At 43.0% G+C, this 19,544-nt stretch carries 20 protein-coding genes and 1 pseudogene; 20 read left to right on the top strand and 1 reads right to left on the bottom strand.

Features of this window, described 5'->3' with window-relative positions; all coding sequences use genetic code 11:
* Positions 1–11: 11 nt before the first annotated feature.
* Genes ABGU93_RS11240 through metG form a run of 3 tightly spaced genes read left to right on the top strand, consistent with a single transcriptional unit; the run spans position 12 to position 4,226 of the window.
* Complete coding sequence (locus ABGU93_RS11240; RefSeq protein ID WP_347413544.1) at positions 12–1,400, top strand: FAD-dependent protein; 1,389 nt, start codon at positions 12–14, stop codon at positions 1,398–1,400.
* The gene (gene rsmI, locus ABGU93_RS11235) at positions 1,401–2,243 is read left to right on the top strand and encodes a 16S rRNA (cytidine(1402)-2'-O)-methyltransferase (protein WP_347413543.1); all 843 of its coding nucleotides are present in this window, start codon (positions 1,401–1,403) and stop codon (positions 2,241–2,243) included.
* Positions 2,244–2,276: 33 nt separating this feature from the next.
* Positions 2,277–4,226 (top strand): methionine--tRNA ligase, encoded by a 1,950-nt coding sequence (gene metG, locus ABGU93_RS11230; RefSeq protein WP_347413542.1) that lies wholly within the window; start codon positions 2,277–2,279, stop codon positions 4,224–4,226.
* A gap of 95 nt (positions 4,227–4,321) precedes the next feature.
* On the opposite strand, the gene trxA (ABGU93_RS11225) is transcribed toward metG, so the two are convergent.
* Positions 4,322–4,648 carry a thioredoxin gene (gene trxA, locus ABGU93_RS11225; protein WP_347413541.1) on the bottom strand — a complete coding sequence of 109 codons (327 nt, stop codon included), beginning with the start codon at positions 4,646–4,648 and terminating at the stop codon, positions 4,322–4,324.
* A gap of 119 nt (positions 4,649–4,767) precedes the next feature.
* Between trxA (ABGU93_RS11225) and ABGU93_RS11220 the strand changes: the two are divergent.
* The 17 genes and pseudogenes from ABGU93_RS11220 to ABGU93_RS11140 all read left to right on the top strand — a co-directional run.
* Positions 4,768–6,144 (top strand): annotated as a pseudogene (locus ABGU93_RS11220) (aminotransferase class V-fold PLP-dependent enzyme); the annotation flags it as partial.
* A gap of 84 nt (positions 6,145–6,228) precedes the next feature.
* The gene (locus ABGU93_RS11215; protein WP_347413600.1) at positions 6,229–6,924 is read left to right on the top strand and encodes a thymidylate kinase; all 696 of its coding nucleotides are present in this window, start codon (positions 6,229–6,231) and stop codon (positions 6,922–6,924) included.
* The gene (locus ABGU93_RS11210; RefSeq protein WP_347413540.1) at positions 6,917–7,237 is read left to right on the top strand and encodes a DUF2007 domain-containing protein; all 321 of its coding nucleotides are present in this window, start codon (positions 6,917–6,919) and stop codon (positions 7,235–7,237) included. Before ABGU93_RS11215 ends, ABGU93_RS11210 begins: the two co-directional genes overlap by 8 nt.
* A gap of 23 nt (positions 7,238–7,260) precedes the next feature.
* On the top strand, positions 7,261–8,247 hold the full coding sequence (gene holB, locus ABGU93_RS11205; protein WP_347413539.1) for a DNA polymerase III subunit delta': 987 nt from the start codon (positions 7,261–7,263) through the stop codon (positions 8,245–8,247).
* A gap of 5 nt (positions 8,248–8,252) precedes the next feature.
* Positions 8,253–9,092: a stage 0 sporulation family protein gene (locus ABGU93_RS11200; RefSeq protein ID WP_347413538.1), complete on the top strand. Its 840-nt coding sequence runs from the start codon at positions 8,253–8,255 to the stop codon at positions 9,090–9,092.
* 69 nt (positions 9,093–9,161) lie between these two features.
* The gene (locus tag ABGU93_RS11195; RefSeq protein ID WP_347413537.1) at positions 9,162–9,329 is read left to right on the top strand and encodes a 4Fe-4S binding protein; all 168 of its coding nucleotides are present in this window, start codon (positions 9,162–9,164) and stop codon (positions 9,327–9,329) included.
* Positions 9,330–9,520: 191 nt separating this feature from the next.
* A complete protein-coding gene (gene rd / locus ABGU93_RS11190; RefSeq protein WP_347413536.1) occupies positions 9,521–9,682 on the top strand; it encodes a rubredoxin in 162 nt (53 codons plus the stop codon).
* 88 nt (positions 9,683–9,770) lie between these two features.
* Entirely contained in the window at positions 9,771–10,262 is a 492-nt protein-coding gene (locus ABGU93_RS11185) for a hypothetical protein (protein WP_347413535.1), read from the top strand.
* Between the two features lie 241 nt (positions 10,263–10,503).
* Positions 10,504–11,070, top strand: coding sequence for a flavodoxin family protein (locus ABGU93_RS11180; protein ID WP_347413534.1), 567 nt, complete (start codon positions 10,504–10,506; stop codon positions 11,068–11,070).
* A 29-nt stretch (positions 11,071–11,099) separates the two neighbouring features.
* Entirely contained in the window at positions 11,100–11,420 is a 321-nt protein-coding gene (trxA, locus tag ABGU93_RS11175) for a thioredoxin (protein ID WP_347413533.1), read from the top strand.
* A gap of 204 nt (positions 11,421–11,624) precedes the next feature.
* A complete protein-coding gene (locus ABGU93_RS11170; protein ID WP_347413532.1) occupies positions 11,625–13,736 on the top strand; it encodes a YhgE/Pip domain-containing protein in 2,112 nt (703 codons plus the stop codon).
* 128 nt (positions 13,737–13,864) lie between these two features.
* Entirely contained in the window at positions 13,865–14,464 is a 600-nt protein-coding gene (locus ABGU93_RS11165; RefSeq protein ID WP_347413531.1) for a TetR/AcrR family transcriptional regulator C-terminal domain-containing protein, read from the top strand.
* A 60-nt stretch (positions 14,465–14,524) separates the two neighbouring features.
* The gene (rlmD, locus tag ABGU93_RS11160; RefSeq protein WP_347413530.1) at positions 14,525–16,192 is read left to right on the top strand and encodes a 23S rRNA (uracil(1939)-C(5))-methyltransferase RlmD; all 1,668 of its coding nucleotides are present in this window, start codon (positions 14,525–14,527) and stop codon (positions 16,190–16,192) included.
* A 124-nt stretch (positions 16,193–16,316) separates the two neighbouring features.
* Positions 16,317–16,535 carry a helix-turn-helix transcriptional regulator gene (locus ABGU93_RS11155; protein WP_347413529.1) on the top strand — a complete coding sequence of 73 codons (219 nt, stop codon included), beginning with the start codon at positions 16,317–16,319 and terminating at the stop codon, positions 16,533–16,535.
* Positions 16,536–16,560: 25 nt separating this feature from the next.
* Positions 16,561–17,535, top strand: coding sequence for an ABC-three component system protein (locus ABGU93_RS11150; protein WP_347413528.1), 975 nt, complete (start codon positions 16,561–16,563; stop codon positions 17,533–17,535).
* Positions 17,519–17,746, top strand: coding sequence for an ABC-three component system middle component 6 (locus ABGU93_RS11145; protein WP_347413527.1), 228 nt, complete (start codon positions 17,519–17,521; stop codon positions 17,744–17,746). The genes ABGU93_RS11150 and ABGU93_RS11145 overlap by 17 nt, the downstream gene beginning before the upstream one ends.
* Positions 17,737–19,461 (top strand): DUF2326 domain-containing protein, encoded by a 1,725-nt coding sequence (locus ABGU93_RS11140; protein ID WP_347413526.1) that lies wholly within the window; start codon positions 17,737–17,739, stop codon positions 19,459–19,461. Before ABGU93_RS11145 ends, ABGU93_RS11140 begins: the two co-directional genes overlap by 10 nt.
* Positions 19,462–19,544: the final 83 nt, after the last annotated feature.

Genomic DNA, 19,544 nt, shown 5'->3' with positions numbered 1-19,544 from the left:
GGAAGAATAACATGAAATATGATGTGATAATCATCGGGGCTGGACCAGGCGGTATTTTCGCGGCCATGGAACTGGCTAAAAAAAATAAGGAACTGAAGATCCTGATGCTGGAAAAGGGTAATTCCATTGAAAAACGGATCTGTCCCAAACGCCAGACCAACGTTTGTATTGGCTGTAAGCCCTGTAATATTACCACCGGTTTTGCCGGTGCTGGGGCCTATTCTGACGGTAAGCTGTCGCTTTCACCAGATGTTGGCGGCGAATTGCCGGAATATATCGGCTATAACACCACCGTCGATCTGATTAAATATGTGGATGACCTCTATATCGAATTTGGCGCCGACAAACGGGTCCATGGGCTGGATAATCCTGACAAGATCCGCGACATCCGCACCAAGGCGATCCAGAGTAATCTGAAGCTGATTGAATGCCCGGTCCGTCATATGGGTACCGAGGTGGGTTATACCATCTACCAGCGGATTCAGAACTATCTAATCAACGATCTGGGTATCGATATTAAATTCCGGACCCCAGTACAAAGTCTGGTGGTCGAGGATGATGCCGTGGTCGGCGTGGTGGCCAAGGGCGAAACCTATCGGGCTGACAAGGTACTGGTGGCCGTGGGCCGGGATGGCTCGGAATGGTTTACCACCATGTGCGAAGAATACAAGGTCGAAACCAAGGTCGGAAAAATCGATATCGGGATTCGTCTGGAAACCCGCAACGAGGTCATGCAGGAAATCAATGACGCCCTTTACGAAGGTAAACTGGTTTATTATACGCCAACCTTTGATGACAGCGTCCGGACCTTCTGTTCCAATCCCGGGGGCGTCGTGTCGACTGAATATTATGATAACCAGTTGGCGGTGGTCAACGGTCACAGCTACAAATCTGATAAATTAAAAACCCATAATACTAATTTTGCGTTGTTGGTCTCCAAGAGCTTTACCGAACCCTTTAAGGAAGCGGTCGCCTACGGCAAGCACATTGCCGGGTTGGGAAATATGCTCACCGGCAACAAGATCATGGTTCAGCGCTACGGCGATTTTTTAAGAGGCCGCCGTACCACCCAGGAACGGCTGATGCGAAATAACATCCGGCCGACTTTAATCGATGCGGTGCCTGGTGATCTTTGTTTAGTCTTGCCTTACCGGATTATGAAGGACATTGATGAAATGATTCAGGCCCTGGATCATATTTCACCCGGTCTGGCCAGCGACGAAACCCTGCTTTATGGGGTCGAGGTCAAGTTCTATTCCAATAAGGTAACCGTTGATAGAAACTTCCAGTCCAGCATCAAGAATCTCTATGTGTTGGGTGACGGCGCTGGGGTAACCAGGGGTTTGATGCAGGCATCCGCCAATGGGGTGTATGTCGCCAGAAACCTGTATAACGAATAGATGTCCGGAAAACTATATATTGTCGGTACCCCGATCGGAAATCTGGATGATATGAGCATCCGCGGCTTGCGGGTTTTGCAGGAGGTTGATCTGATCGCCGCCGAAGACACCAGACATTCGATTAAGCTGCTCAATCACTTCGAGATTTCCAAAAAGATGGTGTCCTATCATCAGCATAATGAACAACAGTCCAGCGAAGGACTCATTGAACTGCTGAAACAGGGCCAGAATATTGCTCTGATCTCTGATGCCGGGATGCCACTGATTTCCGACCCGGGATCGGTGCTGGTAAAAAACTGCGTCGCCAATGACATTGCTCTGGAAGTGGTCCCCGGCCCCAACGCCGGGCTCTGCGGCCTGGTATTGTCGGGTCTGGATACCCGCGCGTTTTTGTTTCTCGGTTTTTTAGGCAAAGAAAACAAAGCCGTTAAAGAAGGCCTGAAACGAATCGAAGCATCGGAGTTTACCGTTGTCCTTTACGAATCGCCGCACCGGTTACCAAAAACGCTGGAAATTCTTGATCAGCATGGCTTGGGCCATCGGCAGATGAGTATTTCGAGAGAAATTACCAAACGCTACGAGGAAACCCGCTATGGCACCATCGCAGAACATCTTCACTATTATCAGCAACAGTCTCCCCGGGGCGAATATGTGCTCTGTATTGAAGGCCGAACCGCCGATGAAGGCAACGCCGCGGCCGGTCTGGAACTGGAAAGCCTGAGTCTGGAAGAACACCTCGAATATTATCTGAATACGGGACTACCGGAAAAAGAAGCGATGAAAGCCGTGGCCAAAGACCGGAATATTTCAAGACGGGATGTTTATAACGCGGTAAAACGATAAAGCCCATAAAAATCTGGAATTAAGGAGAAATTTATGACAGAAAAAACATTTTATATTACGACCCCCATTTATTATCCCAGTGGAAACCTGCATATCGGTCATACCTACACCACGGTGGCAGCGGATACGATTACCCGGTTTAAAAAACTGCAGGGTTATGATACCTACTTTTTAACCGGCACCGATGAACACGGCCAAAAGATTGAGAAGGTCGCTGAGGCTGCCGGGGTCGCGCCCCAGGCTTATGTCGATGGAATTGTCACCGGCATCAAAAACCTCTGGGACACCATGAACATCAGCTATGATCAGTTTATCCGGACCACTGATCCCGAGCATGAAAAAACCATTCAGCGGATTTTCAAGCAGCTCTATGATCAGGGCGATATTTATAAATCCAATTACGAAGGCTGGTACTGTACCCCCTGTGAATCCTTCTGGACCGAAAGTCAGCTAGTTGACGGTAACTGTCCGGACTGTGGCCGGCCGGTTGAAAAAGCTTCGGAAGAGGCCTATTTCTTTAAAATGTCCAAATATGCCGATGATCTGATGAAATACATTGAAGATAACCCCCATTTCATTCAGCCGGAATCCCGAAAAAATGAAATGGTCAATAATTTTATTAAACCCGGGCTCCAGGATTTATGCGTCTCCCGGACCTCCTTTAGCTGGGGGGTACCGGTGGATTTTGATCCCGGTCATGTCGTCTATGTGTGGATTGACGCCCTGCCCAACTACATTTCAGCCTTGGGCTACCTCAATGATAAGCCCGACCTGATGGAAAAATACTGGCCGGCCGATGTCCATCTGGTTGGCAAAGATATTATCCGTTTCCATACCATCTACTGGCCAATTATCCTGATGGCGTTAAAATTGCCCCTGCCCAAACAGGTTTACGGCCACGGCTGGATCTTGTTAAAAGGCGGAAAAATGTCCAAATCGGTAGGTAACGTGGTCGATCCGGTGGTCTTAGTCGATAAATATGGCGTCGATGCCCTGCGCTACCATGTACTGCGGGAAATGAGCTACGGTTCTGACGGTGTTTATAACGAAGACCTGCTGGTCAGCCACATCAATTCCGACCTGGCTAATGACCTTGGTAATCTGCTCAGCCGCACCCTGGCGATGACCGATAAATACTTCGGCGGGATTATTCCCAATCAACGGAAAAAAGAAGAAATCGATAGCGAGATTATCGAACTGGCCGAAAAAACCCCGGCGATCGTCAGTGATTATATGGACAAGCTGGATTTCAGCCGGGCCCTGGAAGAAATCTGGAAGCTGGTTTCCCGCTCCAATAAGTATATTGATGAAACTCAACCCTGGGTACTCGGCAAAAGTCCGGAAAAACAGGCCCGTCTGGCTCAGGTTATGTATAACCTGACCGAATCGCTGCGAATCGTCACCGTGCTGATTTCGGCAGCGATGCCGGAAACCGCCCGAAAAATCGGCGAACAGTTAAAATGTCCTGCGGATAGTTTAACCTGGGACAGCATCCAGAAATTTGGCGGCTATCCGGAAGGTCTCAAGATCGAACGCTGCGACGCCCTGTTCCCGCGGATTGAGCTGGAAAAGAAAGCCGAACAGCCAGTCAAAGAAGCGAAAGTCAAGCCCGAAAAAGCCAAAAAAGAAAATGACAGCGCAAGTCCGGAAGAACTGCCGGAAGGCCTGATCACCATTGATGATTTTGCCAAGGTGCAGCTGCGGGTGGCCGAGGTAGTCGCCTGCGAACCCCATCCGGATGCCGACCGCCTGCTGGTCTTACAGCTGATGGTCGGTCAGGAAAAACGCCAGGTGGTATCCGGTATTGCCAAATACTATGCCCCGGCAGACCTGGTCGGCAAAACTGTCATCCTCGTCGCTAACCTGAAACCGGTCAATCTGCGGGGACTGGAATCCAACGGCATGATCCTGGCCGCCACCAAAGGCAAAAAATTATCCCTGGTCACCGTCGATGGCATTCCCTCCGGTGGAAAAGTTTCGTAATTAATGTGCTAAAATAAGATAAATAGAATAGCGTAAATAAAAAAAGCCTAAACAGAATTATAAAATTCTGTTTAGGCTTTTTAAAAGGGCCGGAATTACAGGCTCTTCATCGTATCGATATATTCATTTTTTTCACGAACACCGACAAAGCGGTTCACGGCCTCACCGTTTTTAAAGAAAACCACCGTGGGGATACTCATAACCCGGAACTGTTGGGCCAGGGTCTGGTTTTCATCCACATTGATCTTACAAACCTTCATATCAGCTCCCAGCTCCTGAGAAATTTCATCGATTGTCGGGGATAGCGCTTTACAAGGACCACACCATTCTGCCCAAAAATCTACCATGACAGCACCATTATAGGATAAAATCTCGGATTCGAAATTTTCCATATTGATATTAATAATTTTTTCACTGGACATTTTTCTCTTCACCTCATAAATGTATTTGCTCAAACATTATATAATAATTCCCAGCAAGTTAAAAGGACAAAAGTTAAATTTCTCAGTTTATAGGTAGGCAGTTGTGTTAAAATAAAGGCATGAAAAAAATAACAAAGATCGATATAAAAAAAAGTATCATAAAGAACGAACTCGATAGAATTAACAGCCACAACCAGTGCCGGTTTCATATGCCCGGACATAAGGGCCGGGGCGAAGCCTTTGCCTTATATGACTATGATATCACCGAGATACCCGGCGCTGACAACCTTCACGATGCCCAGGGGATCATTGCCCAGGCTCAGAAAAAACTGGCTGCGATCTATCAAAGCGATGAAGCGGCCATTCTCGTCAACGGTACCACCACTGGCATTCACAGTGCCATCCTGGGCAGCTGCTCCCCAGGCACTCAGCTGCTGGTACCAATTAACTGTCATCGGGCCGTCTTTGGCGCGCTGGGGCTGGGGCGCATTGAAGGCGTTTTTATCACCCCGGAGATTGACAAAAACTTGGGTTTTGCCCACTCGATCAGCGTCGCATCGGTGCACCAGGCGCTGGCCGAAAATCCCAAAATCGGGGGCATGATTCTAACCAACCCCAGCTATTATGGCACCACCAGCGACATCGCGAAAATAGCCGCAATCCTGCATGACCAGGGGAAATTCTTAATTGTTGATGAAGCCCACGGCGCGCATCTGCACTTTAGTGACAAACTGCCGCAAGACGCCCTGTCAGCCGGGGCCGATGTGGTGATTCAGAGCACCCATAAAATACTGGGATCCCTGACCCAAAGCTCGCTGCTCCATTTTCAGGGCAGCCGGGTCGACCGGCAGAAGATCAAATCCTATCTTAGCCTGCTGCAAAGCTCGTCACCCAGCTATCCACTGATGATCTCGGTGGAAGAGGCGGTAGACGCGGCTTATGAAAAGGGCGAAATTATTTTTAATACGATTGTGGCGGCCCATCGGGAATTCTGCCAGAATCAGAATGGGCAGGAACCCATTACTTTGTATGGCGGAAATGACCCGGCCAATGATTATGATCGCAGTAAGTGGCTTTTTCAGACCCGGGGCATCGCCGGAACCGAAGTGGCAGCCCAGCTGGCCAAAAAGTACGGCATTCAATGTGAGATGTCCGGCGATAACTACGTGCTGGCGATGACCGGGATGGGAACAACTCAAGCTGACTTAGCAAGAATAACCCAAGCTATCTGTGATATAAATAAAACCATCAGGCTGGATCAGTCTGAAGATAAAGAAATAAAGCCCCCAACCCGTTTTTGGGAAAACATTGATTTTACCGCCGCGGTACAAACCGAAATACCGCTGTGGGAAGCCCTGGCTTCCGAACACCGGGGTAAGACAACCTTGGACATGGCCGTGGGTCAGCTGGTCGGGGATTTTATTATTCCCTATCCGCCGGGTATTCCGGTATTACTGCCCGGTAGCCGGATCAGCCCGGAAATGGTGGTTTATTTAAACTATCTGCTGGATCACCAGGTGGCGGTGGTGGGGATCGATGCCAACAGAGCAGTAACGATTATAAAAAAGGAGCCGGTTATTATGGAAAAGAATCATCAGGGACAATTGATCGTCATCGAAGGGGTGGATGGCAGCGGGAAACAAACCCAAACCCAACTGCTCTATGACCGGCTGGTAAAAGCAGGGGAAAAAGTCATGAAAATTTCGTACCCCCGCTATGACAAAAAATCCTCAGCCATGGTAAAATTATACTTGGAAGGGGCCTTCGGGAAAGATCCCGGGACCGTCAGCCCGTATATTGCTTCCACCTTTTACGCAGCAGACCGTTATGCTTCTTATAAGGAAGATTACGAGGACTTTCTTACGCAGGGGGGACTGGTGCTGGTAGATCGCTATACCACCTCTAATATGGTGCATCAGGCGGGAAAAATAAAGGATCCTGAAGAACGGAAACGTTTTCTTGACTGGTTGTGGGATTATGAATTTAATCTTTATGGTCTGCCGATTCCGGATCGGGTGTTTTTTCTGAACATCCCCCCGGAGATCAACCAACAGCTGATCAAGAACCGAAATAATAAAATAACCGGAAAGCAGCAAAAAGATATTCACGAAAGTAGCCCCGAACATCTTAGGGATTCCTACCACAGTGCCTTGGCGCTGTTGGCGGAATACGGATGGACAGAAATAAATTGTGTTCAAAATAACCAATTGCGAAGCATCAAAAGCATCCATGAGGAAATCTGGGAATGCATTAAGGAGCGTAAATCAAATGATTGAAGATCAATATACCTATTTAACCATGGCCGACTCAGATATGGGTTTTATTTTGCTTAAGAATTATCTCAATGCCAATGGGATTCAGGTAATCACCAAAGAAAAAGGATTTGGCGGACCGATCCGCAGCATCTTCATGGGCAATTTTACACCGGCCCATATCGAGGTTTTTGTCAAAGACAGTGATTACGAAGCGGCTGCTAAACTACTGGATTACGAAGAATTTAGCGCCGAATTGGATGCGGAGCTGGGACTGGATACGGATGATTGGGATGACAATGATGATAACGAAAACAAAAAGAACAAACCGAATTAACCGCGGACTTTGAGAGGAAAACCATGTTTGAAAAGATACAGGGTCATCAAACCATCACCAATCATCTTGCCAAAGAAATAAAATCCAGTGAGGTAAGCCATGCTTACCTTTTTTCAGGAATCGATGGCATCGGGAAAAAGAAAACCGCCCGGGAATTTGCTAAGGCACTCTTATGTCAGGATCAGACTGGCAAGGCCTGTGGCCATTGTCCGGTCTGTACCCAGATCGACCATGAAAACTATCCGGATGTCAAAGTTATTGGGCCCAAAGCCGGGGAAGCCAGCATAAAGATCAGCCAGGTCCGGGAAATGATCAGTGAGCTCTCAATTAAACCCTACTCGGGAAATTGGCGGATTAATATCATCGATGGGGCCGAAAGAATGACGCCGGAGGCCCAGAACAGCCTGTTAAAGTCTTTGGAAGAACCGCTCAGCTATAATATTTTTATTCTTATCACCAGTCAAACCCAGTCCATTTTGCCGACGATCCGCTCCCGGTGTCAGTGCTATCATTTTCAGCCGCTGAGCATTTTCGATATGGAGACAATCATTTTTCAGGAAGGCGGGTTTGATAAGACAGCGGTGGCTGAGGCCGTCCGGGCCGCCGGGGGATCTCCGGGACTGGCCTTATATCTGCTGAATAACAGCGAGATCCAAAAAGAAAGAACCCATTATCTCAGGGAGCTGTACAGCCTTTTAAAAGGGGATGAAATAAAAGTTTTTACCCTGGCCGAGGTTTTATCCAAGGATAAGGCTACCAGTCAGGAGATGCTGGAGTTTTTAATTCACTGGTTTTATGAGATCAACCTGCTGCTGGAAGGTCATCCGCTACCAAACCATGGGGAGCCGAATCCCGCTCATAGAGCCTACCATCAATTGCTGAAAAATGAAAAAAATCAGGCCATTATCAAAACTTTATTTGAAATGATGGCTGCGATACAATATAATGTTAATTTAAGATTACAATGGGAAAAGTGTTTCATTAAGATAATGAAAATTCAGAAAGGATAAATCCAATGGGAAAATCAGTCGTCGGCGTACGATTTAAAAAAGTGGGCAAAATATATTATTTTGATCCCCTGGATATTGAGTTTGAACAGTTTGATCCGGTTATTGTGGAAACCGTCAGAGGCATTGAGTATGGCGAAATCGCTTTGACAGCCAGAGTTGTGGATGAAGAAGAAATGGTGGCGCCGGTAAAACCGGTGATCCGCAAAGCGACGGAAACAGATACCATGGAGTTTAATAAGCTCAAGCAAAATGAACAGGATGCCAAAGCGGTTTTTATTACTAAGGCCAAAAAACATAAACTGGAAATGAAACTCATCGATGTGGAATACACCTTTGATCAGAAAAAGGCGATTTTTTATTTTACCGCCGAAGGTCGGGTCGATTTTAGAGAGCTGGTCAAGGACCTGGCTTCCATCTTTAAGGTGCGGATTGAACTCCGGCAAATTGGAGTTCGGGATGAAGCCAAGATATTCAAAGGCTTGGGAGTTTGCGGGCGAACCACCTGTTGTGCCCAGTGGCTGGGTGATTTTACCCCGGTTTCGATAAAAATGGCCAAGGAACAAAATCTTTCCCTTAATTCTACTAAGATTTCAGGGATCTGCGGTCGGCTCTTATGCTGTCTGACCTATGAACAGGAATTTTATGAAGAAGTTTCCAAAAAGCTGCCAAAGGTTGGACAAAGAGTCATCACCGCCGATGGTGAGGGTGAAGTATTCAAGTTGAGCATTCTGGAAGAAACCGTTTTCGTTAAAATTCAGGTAAATAAGGATGAAACGGAAGTGAAAAAATATTTTCTGGAAGAAATTGAAGTAAAAAAATTCGAAAAAGTCAAAAAAGACAAATAATCATCTTGATTTCACAACAAAAAAGGATATAATAAATATGTTGTTAATGCTAAAAGGAGGGTTTTTTAGATGGCTTATAAAATTACAGACGAATGTATTGCTTGTGGTTCTTGCATGGACGAATGTCCAGTAGAAGCAATTTCCGAAGGCGATATCTATGTTATCGATGCTGCTAAATGTACTGACTGTGGTACTTGTGCAGAACAATGTCCAGTAGAAGCAATTGTTCAAGACTAGTTAGAAGTATTGAGAAAAGGCACCTTTCAGATTTTCTGGAAGGTGCCTTTAACATGTCATCACATTAAAGCTAACTTTCTATATTAAATCCATTTTATTTTTTTAAGTAGGGTGTTAGACCCGGCAAGACCTGGGTATAAATATATTCAAGAAATAAAGTCAGTTTCAGATGAATTCTGGAGGAGGAAGAAATGCAGAAATACATATGCGATATTTGTGGTTATGTTTATGATCCTGAAGTGGGGGATCCTGACAGCGGCGTTAGTCCGGGAACAGCATTTGAAGATATTCCGGATGATTGGGTTTGCCCTTTGTGCGGCGTCGGCAAAGAAGATTTTTCACCAGAAGACTAGAAAACAACAGTCAAAAAAGAGCTAAAGCTCTTTTTTTTATGAGTTCAATGGGTTATAATGAAAATGACTACAAAAACATGGAGGACATATGGCAGTAAAAGCACGAGAAACCCTTGAAAGCAAACAAATCAGCATCACCACCCTGGGCATCTTAATGGTGGTGGTTGTGGGATATACACTTCTCTATAATCAGTTTGCCAATACCCTGGAAGATTATCGGTTAAAAACAATTGTCGGTGTGATCAGTCTGGTTATTATGATGGGGGGATTTTTGATTTCACTTCGTTATATTACAACCGTTTATGAAATGGTCATCACCCATGACCACTTAATTATTGACCGAAAAATATTTTTTTGGAAAAAAACGGTCTTAACAGTAAAACTTGATCAAATCAAAAAAATTTTACCAATTGAAGAAGCAAAAAAAGTCGAAGGGCAAATGCGTAACTTTACTTTGACAAATATGGATGGAAAACGAAAATATATGATTCAATATGAAGAACAGGGAAAAATTTGCTCTGTAAAGATCCAATGTTCGGGGAAATTCCACGAAATTTTAAAAAAACAGGTCAAAATATAATAGCCTTAAGGAAAACTTAAGGGAAATAGAGTATTATTTAGCCATAACAAGTTACCCTCTTTCAAAGTTTTTAGAAAAAACCGAACGCTTTTCACACGGCTTCGGTTTTTTTCTTTTTTGAAATAAATTTTCCTAGCAAGTAATAAGATTTTTCTCCAAACGATTAGGTATTGTTAATGCTACAATAAATCGGGTATAATACTCCTAAATAATTAAAGGATCTACCAGGAAAGGAAAACCAATGGAAATTGTAGTAATTATGGGAAGTCATCGGAATGGTCAGAATACACAGAAGGCCATTGACCATTTTATCAGCAAAATTAAAGTTGAACATGAATTATTTGAATATAATGTCAATAAGATAGATGTTCAGGCTTGTATTGCCTGTGATTATTGTATTCCGCATCAGGGTGAATGTGTCATTGAAGACGATATGACCGAAATTTATCAGAAAATGGAAAGCTGTGATTTACTGATCGTGGCCAGTCCGGTTTATTTCAGTGCATTTCCATCAAAAATAAAGGCCCTGATTGATCGGACCCAAATGATTTATAACCTTAAAGATAAGTCTGCCATTAAAAAGAAAAAAATTCTGATCATTGGTATCGGTGGGGCGCCTTATTATCCGCGGCAGTTCCAGGCCATGGATAACACCCTGGAATGGTACAAAAAAACCCTTAGCTGTGATGAAATTGGCTTTGTCCAATTTTCCCATACCGATGAGTTGCCGGCATTGGATAATAAGAAGAGTCTGGCAGAACTGGAAGCAATTGCTGAGAATATAAATACGCCAATGGCGAAAAAATAGAAAAAATTAAGAAATAAAGGAGATAAAAAATGGCAAAGATAATCGATCAAACTGAATTTGACAATCTGGTATTAAAAGGAAAAGGCGTTGTTCTGGTAGATTTTTTTGCCACCTGGTGTGGACCATGTAAAGCATTGGCTCCCGTTTTGGAAGAAGTGGCAGAGCAGTTAAAAGACAAGGTAAGTATTTATAAGGTTGATATCGATCAGACCCAGAGCCTGGCCCAGCAATACCGGGTGATGAGTGTGCCAACCATGAAAATCTTCAAAAATGGCGAAGTGGTGGAAACCATCGTCGGACTCCAGTCCAAAAGTGTTTTAGTGGATAAGCTGAATTATTATGCCGGTTAATATACCAGGCCCGAGAAAAGGATCGCTTTATAATGAAGTGGTTCTTTTTTTATGGACGTAATCCTTAAAAAAAATAAGGAGACCGTTTTCATTTTCCGACAAATGACCCGTTTTGTCGGGATTTCGGACAAGTCCAGACAATCGTATAATTACAAGCGAAACTCGCAGTGCTATACTCCTTTAAGCAAACGAAAGGAGCGAAAAATGAATAAAAAAATAGTTAACAAAGCCAATACGGTTCGATTAATTGTCATTATCGGGGTTATTATTATACCCCTGATGTATAGTTTTTTCTATCTCAGTGCCTTCTGGGATCCCTACTCAAAACTTAATAACCTGCCGGTGGCATTGGTCAATAACGATACTGGTGCCACCATCAATAATCAGCAGCGAAATCTGGGGGACGAATTCCTCGATGAACTGATCAAGGATGGTACCTTTAAGTATGTGATAACGGATGAGGCCACCGGGAAAGCCGGTACCGAAACCGATGATTATTATGCCATGATCGTGGTGCCGCAGAATTTCTCAAACAATATTGCCTCGGCGGCGACGGTCAATAAGCAAACCGCCAGCATTATCTTTTCGCCCAACGAAAAACGAAATTATCTGGCCAGTCAGATCCTGGGAAAAGCTGAGATGCAAATGGAAACCAGCTTAAGAGAAAGCATTTCTGGCGAAATCGTCAACAATCTGACCGATCAAGTGGCCAAGGTGCCTGGTCAGTTGGGCACCCTTAATGATGGCTTAACCCAGCTTTCCAGCGGTTCAGCGCAATTGTTGAGTGGCTCTCAGACTTTAGCCAATGGCACTTATTCGCTGGCCGCCGGTTCCCAGGAATTGGCCTCCGGTTCGGAAACCCTGGCCTCCGGCACTCAGGCGTTAGCCGCCGGCAGCGAGACCCTGGCCTCCGGCACTCAAACCCTGGCCGCTGGAACATCACAATTTGCCGCCAAATTTTCTGATTTTAACGATGGTATCAGCACCTTAAAAAATGGTTCGGCCCAAGTGAGCAATGGTGCAGAAAGTTTGGCAGCTGGAACCGATCAGTTGAATCAGGGGATTCAAGCCTACACCGCTGGGGTGGATACTTTGATCGGTAACGTCAATCAGACCTCAGCCTTTATCTCGGCCTTTGTTGGCGAACATCCGGAATTGATGGCTGACCCGCAGTTTTCGGCCTTTATTTCGAACATGGCCTCCAGCGACAATGCCGATAGTATTGCCCAACTGGAAGCCGCCGGCAGTCAACTAAGCGGAGCATCGGATGCCATCGCCGCCGGGACCCAGGCATTGGCCGCCGGAACCAGCAATCTGGATGATGGGATAGCCACCGTCAGTGCCGCCGCCGGTCAATTAAACAATGCCGCCGATAGTATTTCGTCCGGAGCCAGTGCTGTTTCAGATGGTGCTTCATCACTGACAAACGGTGCGACCGCTTTGTCAAACGGAGCCACCACCCTGACCAATGGGGTTTATACCCTGGCCGACGGCGCCAACACCCTGGCCAGTGGTGCCACGACTCTGGTCACTGGTCAGCAGCAGCTTAACAACGGCATTACCACCACCCAGAATGGCGTTACCACCGCCGTGAATGACGCCAATGCCGACACTGCCAAATTAAATGGTTTGGGCACCTATGTCAGCGAACCGGTTACGGTGGACGAGGAGGTCATTGACCCGATTGCCAATTATGGCACCTACTTTTCGCCCTACTTTATGTCCCTGTCGCTATGGGTTGGCGGTCTGATTATCTTCTTCGGGATCTATTTTGATGCCGATCAGAAATTTAAGATCCTGTCCCGGGAAAGCAGCAATAAGACCGCCCGTAGCTTTATTTACCTGCTGTTGGGCCTGGCCCAGGCGGTGCTGTTGGGCAGCATCATTAAATATGCTTTAGGGCTGGAAATCGCCCATACCGGCCTGTACTTTGTTTCGGTTTGCCTGGTCTCGATGACCTTCCTGGCGATTGTCCAGTTCTGTATTATCCACATGGGCGATGCCGGAAAATTTGTGGCGCTGACGCTGCTGATTCTGCAGCTGACCTCCTGCGGTGGCACCTTCCCGATCGAAACGGTGCCGAAGTTCTTCCAGGTGCTTTATCCCTTTATGCCGATGACTTATTCGGTAGTGGTGTTTAAGGATACCATCACCGGTGCCATCTCCGGCGATTTCTGGCACAGTTTCCTGATTCTGGTTATTTATCTGGTGGTGTTCTTTGCCGCCACGATCTTATTGACCATGATGAAGAAAAAGAAGGCCGAGAAAGAGGATGTCACCGTTAAAGCCGAATTGAACTCGGATCAATTATTTTAAAACGACCAAGATCGAAAGAACTCTGCATATTAAAATGCGGGGTTCTTTTTATTTGGGGCGGATCACTTTGAAATAAGGAGCGGAAATGATATAATTATTTTCAAAAAAAGATCACGAGGAGTGTCCGCATGTCCGACGCATCAATAACCAAAAAGGCCATCGCCAAAGGCTTTAAACATATTCTTAATAATAAAAACTTTGAAAAAATCACCATTGCCGAAATTACCACCGAGTGCGGTCTGAACCGCCAGACCTTTTATTATCATTTTCACGATAAATACGATCTGATCAACTGGATCGTTTATCAGGAGGCGATCCTGGTGATCAGAACAGATCTCACCATCGAAAACTGGGACATCAAGGTGCTGGAGCTATTAACGACCATGAAAAATGATGGTCATTTTTATCAAACCACCTTAAAAGATATCAATGGCACCGAGTTCCAGAATTATCTGTTTACCGTCACCAAGGAAATTTTTATCGAAATGATTGAACACCTGTCCAGTGATCGTAAAATGAACCCGGATGTTGCCCCGGTCATGACGCCCGAGAAGAAAACTTTTACTGCCGAGTTTTTATCCTATGGGGTGGTGGGGATGATTATCGACTGGGCCCAAAACGGGATGAAGCAATCACCAGAGGAAATCACCATCAGCATCAAAGAGATTATCAACGGGGCCCGGATGTTTGCCGTTTCCCGTTATTTTCAGGAACTGACCAAAGCGTAACAGCGAAGACCAGCGGGATAACCGCCTCGCATAATGAAACAAAAAATTTAAGGAGTCCATATGAAAAAGAATGAAACAATTGAGTTAACGATAGCGGGATTTAATTTTCCCGGTAAATCCTGGGGCATGCACGGTGAAAAAAAAGTCGTCATGAAAAACGGCCTGCCCGGTCAGCGGGTCCTGGTGAACATTGCCAAGAAACGCAAGAAATATGAAGGCCGGATTCTGGAAGTGCTGGAAAAAGCCCCCAACGAAATCCCCGCCGCCTGCGATGTCTTTGATAAATGCGGGGGCTGTACCTATCAGAACCTGCCCTATCAAGAACAGCTCAAGCTCAAAGAAAGCTATGTCTTAAACCTGCTTAATCAGGCCGGGATCGCGGGTTTTGCCTATGAGGGGATTGTTCCCAGTCCCGAGGTTTTTGGTTACCGCAACAAGATGGAGTATTCCTTTGGCGATAACGAAAAAGATGGCCCGCTGATGCTGGGACTTCACGAACAGGGCAGTTTCTATAATATTGTCAAAACTGATGGCTGCCAGATTACCGACGCGGATTTTAACCAGATTCAAACGGCGGTGCTGGGCTATTTTGCCCAAACCGGGGACAGCTATTTTCATAAACGCAGCCACGAAGGTTTTTTACGGCATCTGGTGGTGAGAAAAGGCAAACACACCGGTGATCTGCTGATCAATCTGGCCACCACCACCCAGGGAACCCTGGACGAAGCGGCCTTTGTCAAATGCCTGTTGGATCTATCGCTTATCGGCCAGATCCGGGGAATTCTTCATACCCAAAACGATGGCATTGCCGATGTGGTTAAGGCCGAAACGGCCAAAACCCTGTATGGTGAAGACAAAATTGAAGATAAAATTTTAGGACTGACCTTTGAAATCACCAGCTTCTCCTTTTTTCAGACCAATACCTTAGGAGCCGAAAAACTCTATTCGGTGGTCCGGGATTTCGTCGGTCAGGAACAGAACGAAGTCATTTATGATTTATACTGCGGGACCGGTACCATTGCCCAGGTACTGGCGCCCGTTTCTAAAAAGGTGGTGGGTATCGAGCTGGTTGCCGAAGCGGTCGAAGCCGCCAAAGCCAACGCCACCAAGAACGGCCTGGACAATTGCCAGTTTATCGCTGGCGACGTGATGGTGGAGGTGGCTAACCTCCATGACCCGGCTGATGTGATTATTCTAGACCCACCCCGGGACGGCATCCATCCCAAAGCGATCTTTAAGATTCTCGATTTCAAGCCCAAAACTTTTGTCTATGTGTCCTGTAAGGCGACCTCGCTGGCCCGGGATCTGCCGTTTTTTGTGGCAGTGGGGTATGAGGTGAAGAAAGTGAAGTGTGTGGATATGTTTCCGCATACCGGGCATGTTGAGACGGTTGTACTTCTTTCCCACAAAAAAGCAGACACACATATCAACGTAAATGTGGAGTTTGGCGAAGGTGAAGGGAAAATTCCTGTGGGTAAGATAGTTGAAAAAACTGAGGAGCAAAAGCCAAGTGAAAGAGTTACCTATAAGATGATACAAGAGTATATTGAAAGTAAATATGGTTTCAAAGTGCACACGGCTTATATCGCAGAAGTGAAAAGAGACTTGGGATTACCCATGTATGATGCTCCTAATGCGGTGGAAGAATTGAAAAATACAAGAAAACATCCTACACCTGAAAAAGTAGAAGCAATTAAGGATGCGTTGCAACACTTTGGTGTAATATAAAAAACTAAGTAAAGGAACTACTTTGTATATGTAGTTCTTTTACTTAGTTTGCAAACGTGACTTATTGTATGTTGACTTATTGTATTCATCTTTGCTAATATTGAATATGAGGTGGTTTTCGGTTATGGATATTGTTAAGGTATTTGCTTCTAACGTAAAAAAATATAGAACTTTAAAAGGTTTGTCGCAAGAAGCATTTGCTGATAAAGCAGGTCTGCACAGAACCTATATTAGCGCGGTTGAGCGCGAGAAAAGAAGTATTGCATTAGATAATATTCAAAAAATTGCTGATGCTCTTGAAATAGAAACTTATTTGTTATTTATGGATAGTAAACAATATTAATAAGGTTTAGAAAGGGGGCATATTCATGAATAGAAGCCATTATTTTAACTATATTGATGAAAAATTAAGTTTTCTAGCGTTTCGTATTAATAAAAGAGGAAAAATTAATTTGCTTGATTTAAATATTTACTCTGAAACATTTTTTGCAGATACGTTGAATATGCTGCTTGGATATCGGTTAAAAAATCTTAATATTATAAAGCAGAACGTAGAGGGTATTGATTTGGTAGATACAGAAAGTGAAATCATTGCACAAGTCTCCTCAACATGCACAAAGCAAAAGGTAGAATCTTCTTTGGAGAAAGAAATCTTTAATGAGTACAGTGGTTATCGATTTAAATTTATTTCTATATCTAAAAATGCTGATAAGTTGAGATTAGCTACGTTTACTAATCCACATAACGCTTTATTTGACCCAGGAGTTGATATAATTGATATGACTTCTGTTCAAAATATTGTTTTAACTATGACAATAGATCAACAAAAATCATTTTATGAATTTATAAAAAAAGAGCTTGGTAACGACATAGATATTGTTAAAATTGATAGTAATTTAGCAGCTATATTAAATATACTGGCGAATGAAAACTTAGGAGATGGTATCGAGTCGCCTGAAATTAACTCTTTTGAAATTAATAAAAAGATAGGATTTAATAATTTGTTGTCAGTACAAGATACAATTGATGAATACAAAATATACTACAGCAAATTAAATGAAAAATATGAGGAATTCGATAAGCAAGGCGTCAATAAAAGCCTATCAGTTTTTCGAGTTATAAAAAATCAGTACACCAGGCTTTTAGCTACTGGAAAAGAATCGCATGATTTATTTTATGCCATTATTGATAGTGTGATAGACATTATTTTTAAAAGCAAAAATTACGTAGAGATACCCTATGAAGAACTGGAAATGTGCGTTCATATCTTGGTAGTAGATGCATTTATAAGGTGTAAAATATTCAAGAATCCGGAGGGCTATAACCATGTTATTACCAGATAATATGCATCCAGAACATAGTATTTATTATAATGGTTCTATAGTTATGCAGGAGTTGAAGCTAAAAGATAAGCAACCGGTTTTTGATTTGTATCAAAAAGTAAAAGCAATAAATGATATGTCATTTCCTACTTTTATGTTAAGTTTAGATTGGCTATATATCATAGATATTGCAAAAATAGATGAAAAGGGGTGGGTAGCGTTATGTTTATAAAATCTCTCATTATAGCCAGCCCAACCGAAACAATTAGGGAAATTGAATTTAAAGCAGGATTAAATCTAATTATTGATAAAACACCTACAACTGAAGTTAAACTTACAGGCAATAATGTTGGAAAGACAACTGTGTTAAAGTTGATTGATTTTTGTTTAGGTGGTAAACCGTCAATTATTTATACCGATACAGAAAACAAAAAGGAAGTTTATAGTCTAGTTAAAGACTATTTGATTGATTATGAGATAACGGTCACTCTAACTTTAGTCGATGATTTAAATAATCCTTATTCTAAAGAAATTGTAATTAAAAGAAATTTTTTATCAAGGAAAAAGGCTATACGTAGCATTAACGGAAAAGCTGTTTTAGATAAGGAGTTTGAGGATGAATTACTCAAACTATTAGTACCGCATCAGAAAGCCGAAAAACCAACATTCAGACAAATAATTTCTCACAATATAAGATATAAAGATGAAAATATAAATAATACGTTAAAAACATTAGATCGGTATACATCTGATGTAGAGTATGAAACTTTATATTTGTTCTTGTTAGGATGTACTTTTGATGATGGTGCTAAAAAACAAGCATTGTTTGCAAAATTAAAGCAGGAAGAAACATTCAAAGAGAGATTGGAAAAAAAACAAACTAAGACGGCATATGAAATTGCATTATCAATGCTTGAAGATGAAATAGCTGTATTAAACGAGAAAAAGTCCAGATTTAACTTGAATGAAAATTTTGAACAAGATTTGGAAATGCTTAATTCTGTTAAATATAGAATTAATAAATGTAGTTCGTCTATTAGCAAAATGAAGATTCGCAAGGAACTCATTGAGGAAGCGAAAAAGGAGTTAGAAGATAGTGCTTCATCTATTGATTTGAGGCAGTTAGAGATTCTATATTCTGAAGCCACAATGAATATTTCAGGTATACAAAAAACTTTTTCGGATTTAGTAACCTATCATAACAATATGTTAGTTGAAAAAGCAAAGTTTATTGCAGCAGACTTACCTTCTCTCATTGCTAAGATAGATGAAGAAGAAAAGAGAATGTCGGAGTTGCTAAATCAAGAAAAGCAACTTTCAGAGAAAGTTGCTAAGGGAGACTCTTTTGAAGAACTTGAAAAAATCATCGTGGATTTAAATGAAAAATATCGTTCTAAAGGTGAATATGAAAGTATTATATCACAGTTAGATGAGGTAGATAACAACATAAATGACTTAAATGAAGACATAAAGAATATAGATGAATTATTATTTTCTAATGACTTTGAAGAAATTTTAAAAGTTCAGATTAAAAAGTTTAATAAGTATTTTTCCACAATTTCTAAGGAGCTCTATGGTGAAAAGTACGCATTAAAATATGACCGAGTGATAAATAAAAATAATCAACAGGTATATAAATTTAGTGCCTTCAATGCAAATATGAGTTCCGGTAAAAAGCAAGGTGAAATTTTATGTTTTGACTTAGCATATGTTCTTTTTGCTGATGATGAAAAAATACCATGTCTTCATTTCTTACTAAATGATAAAAAGGAATTGATGCACGACAATCAATTGATCAAAGTGGCTGAATTCATCCAAGGAAAGAATATTCAATTGGTTGTATCTATCTTAAAGGATAAGCTTCCTAAAGAAGTTTTAGACCATGCTCATATTGCAGTTGAACTTTCACAAGATAATAAACTTTTTAAAATTGAAGAAACAGAATAGTTTTAATTAAGATGATTTTTATATCATTATATACATTTTAGAGGAGTTAGTTTATATGACTAGCTCTTTTTTTGTATCCAAAA

This window comes from Acetobacterium sp. (assembly GCF_039830195.1).
In the GTDB taxonomy this organism is placed as follows: domain Bacteria; phylum Bacillota; class Clostridia; order Eubacteriales; family Eubacteriaceae; genus Acetobacterium.
The sequence above is the reverse complement of the archived record's forward strand: the minus strand, read 5'-3'. Positions and strand labels throughout refer to the sequence as shown.

Coding starts and splice junctions, on each gene's coding strand:
- rsmI (WP_347413543.1), top strand. CDS start 1,401: ATGTCCGGAAAACTATATATTGTCGGTACCCCGATCGGAAATCTGGAT.
- ABGU93_RS11180 (WP_347413534.1), top strand. CDS start 10,504: ATGGAAATTGTAGTAATTATGGGAAGTCATCGGAATGGTCAGAATACA.
- trxA (WP_347413533.1), top strand. CDS start 11,100: ATGGCAAAGATAATCGATCAAACTGAATTTGACAATCTGGTATTAAAA.
- ABGU93_RS11145 (WP_347413527.1), top strand. CDS start 17,519: ATGTTATTACCAGATAATATGCATCCAGAACATAGTATTTATTATAAT.
- ABGU93_RS11165 (WP_347413531.1), top strand. CDS start 13,865: ATGTCCGACGCATCAATAACCAAAAAGGCCATCGCCAAAGGCTTTAAA.
- ABGU93_RS11150 (WP_347413528.1), top strand. CDS start 16,561: ATGAATAGAAGCCATTATTTTAACTATATTGATGAAAAATTAAGTTTT.
- ABGU93_RS11155 (WP_347413529.1), top strand. CDS start 16,317: ATGGATATTGTTAAGGTATTTGCTTCTAACGTAAAAAAATATAGAACT.
- ABGU93_RS11170 (WP_347413532.1), top strand. CDS start 11,625: ATGAATAAAAAAATAGTTAACAAAGCCAATACGGTTCGATTAATTGTC.
- ABGU93_RS11195 (WP_347413537.1), top strand. CDS start 9,162: ATGGCTTATAAAATTACAGACGAATGTATTGCTTGTGGTTCTTGCATG.
- ABGU93_RS11200 (WP_347413538.1), top strand. CDS start 8,253: ATGGGAAAATCAGTCGTCGGCGTACGATTTAAAAAAGTGGGCAAAATA.
- ABGU93_RS11140 (WP_347413526.1), top strand. CDS start 17,737: ATGTTTATAAAATCTCTCATTATAGCCAGCCCAACCGAAACAATTAGG.
- ABGU93_RS11215 (WP_347413600.1), top strand. CDS start 6,229: ATGGAAAAGAATCATCAGGGACAATTGATCGTCATCGAAGGGGTGGAT.
- ABGU93_RS11240 (WP_347413544.1), top strand. CDS start 12: ATGAAATATGATGTGATAATCATCGGGGCTGGACCAGGCGGTATTTTC.
- metG (WP_347413542.1), top strand. CDS start 2,277: ATGACAGAAAAAACATTTTATATTACGACCCCCATTTATTATCCCAGT.
- ABGU93_RS11210 (WP_347413540.1), top strand. CDS start 6,917: ATGATTGAAGATCAATATACCTATTTAACCATGGCCGACTCAGATATG.
- trxA (WP_347413541.1), bottom strand. CDS start 4,648: ATGTCCAGTGAAAAAATTATTAATATCAATATGGAAAATTTCGAATCC.
- holB (WP_347413539.1), top strand. CDS start 7,261: ATGTTTGAAAAGATACAGGGTCATCAAACCATCACCAATCATCTTGCC.
- rd (WP_347413536.1), top strand. CDS start 9,521: ATGCAGAAATACATATGCGATATTTGTGGTTATGTTTATGATCCTGAA.
- rlmD (WP_347413530.1), top strand. CDS start 14,525: ATGAAAAAGAATGAAACAATTGAGTTAACGATAGCGGGATTTAATTTT.
- ABGU93_RS11185 (WP_347413535.1), top strand. CDS start 9,771: ATGGCAGTAAAAGCACGAGAAACCCTTGAAAGCAAACAAATCAGCATC.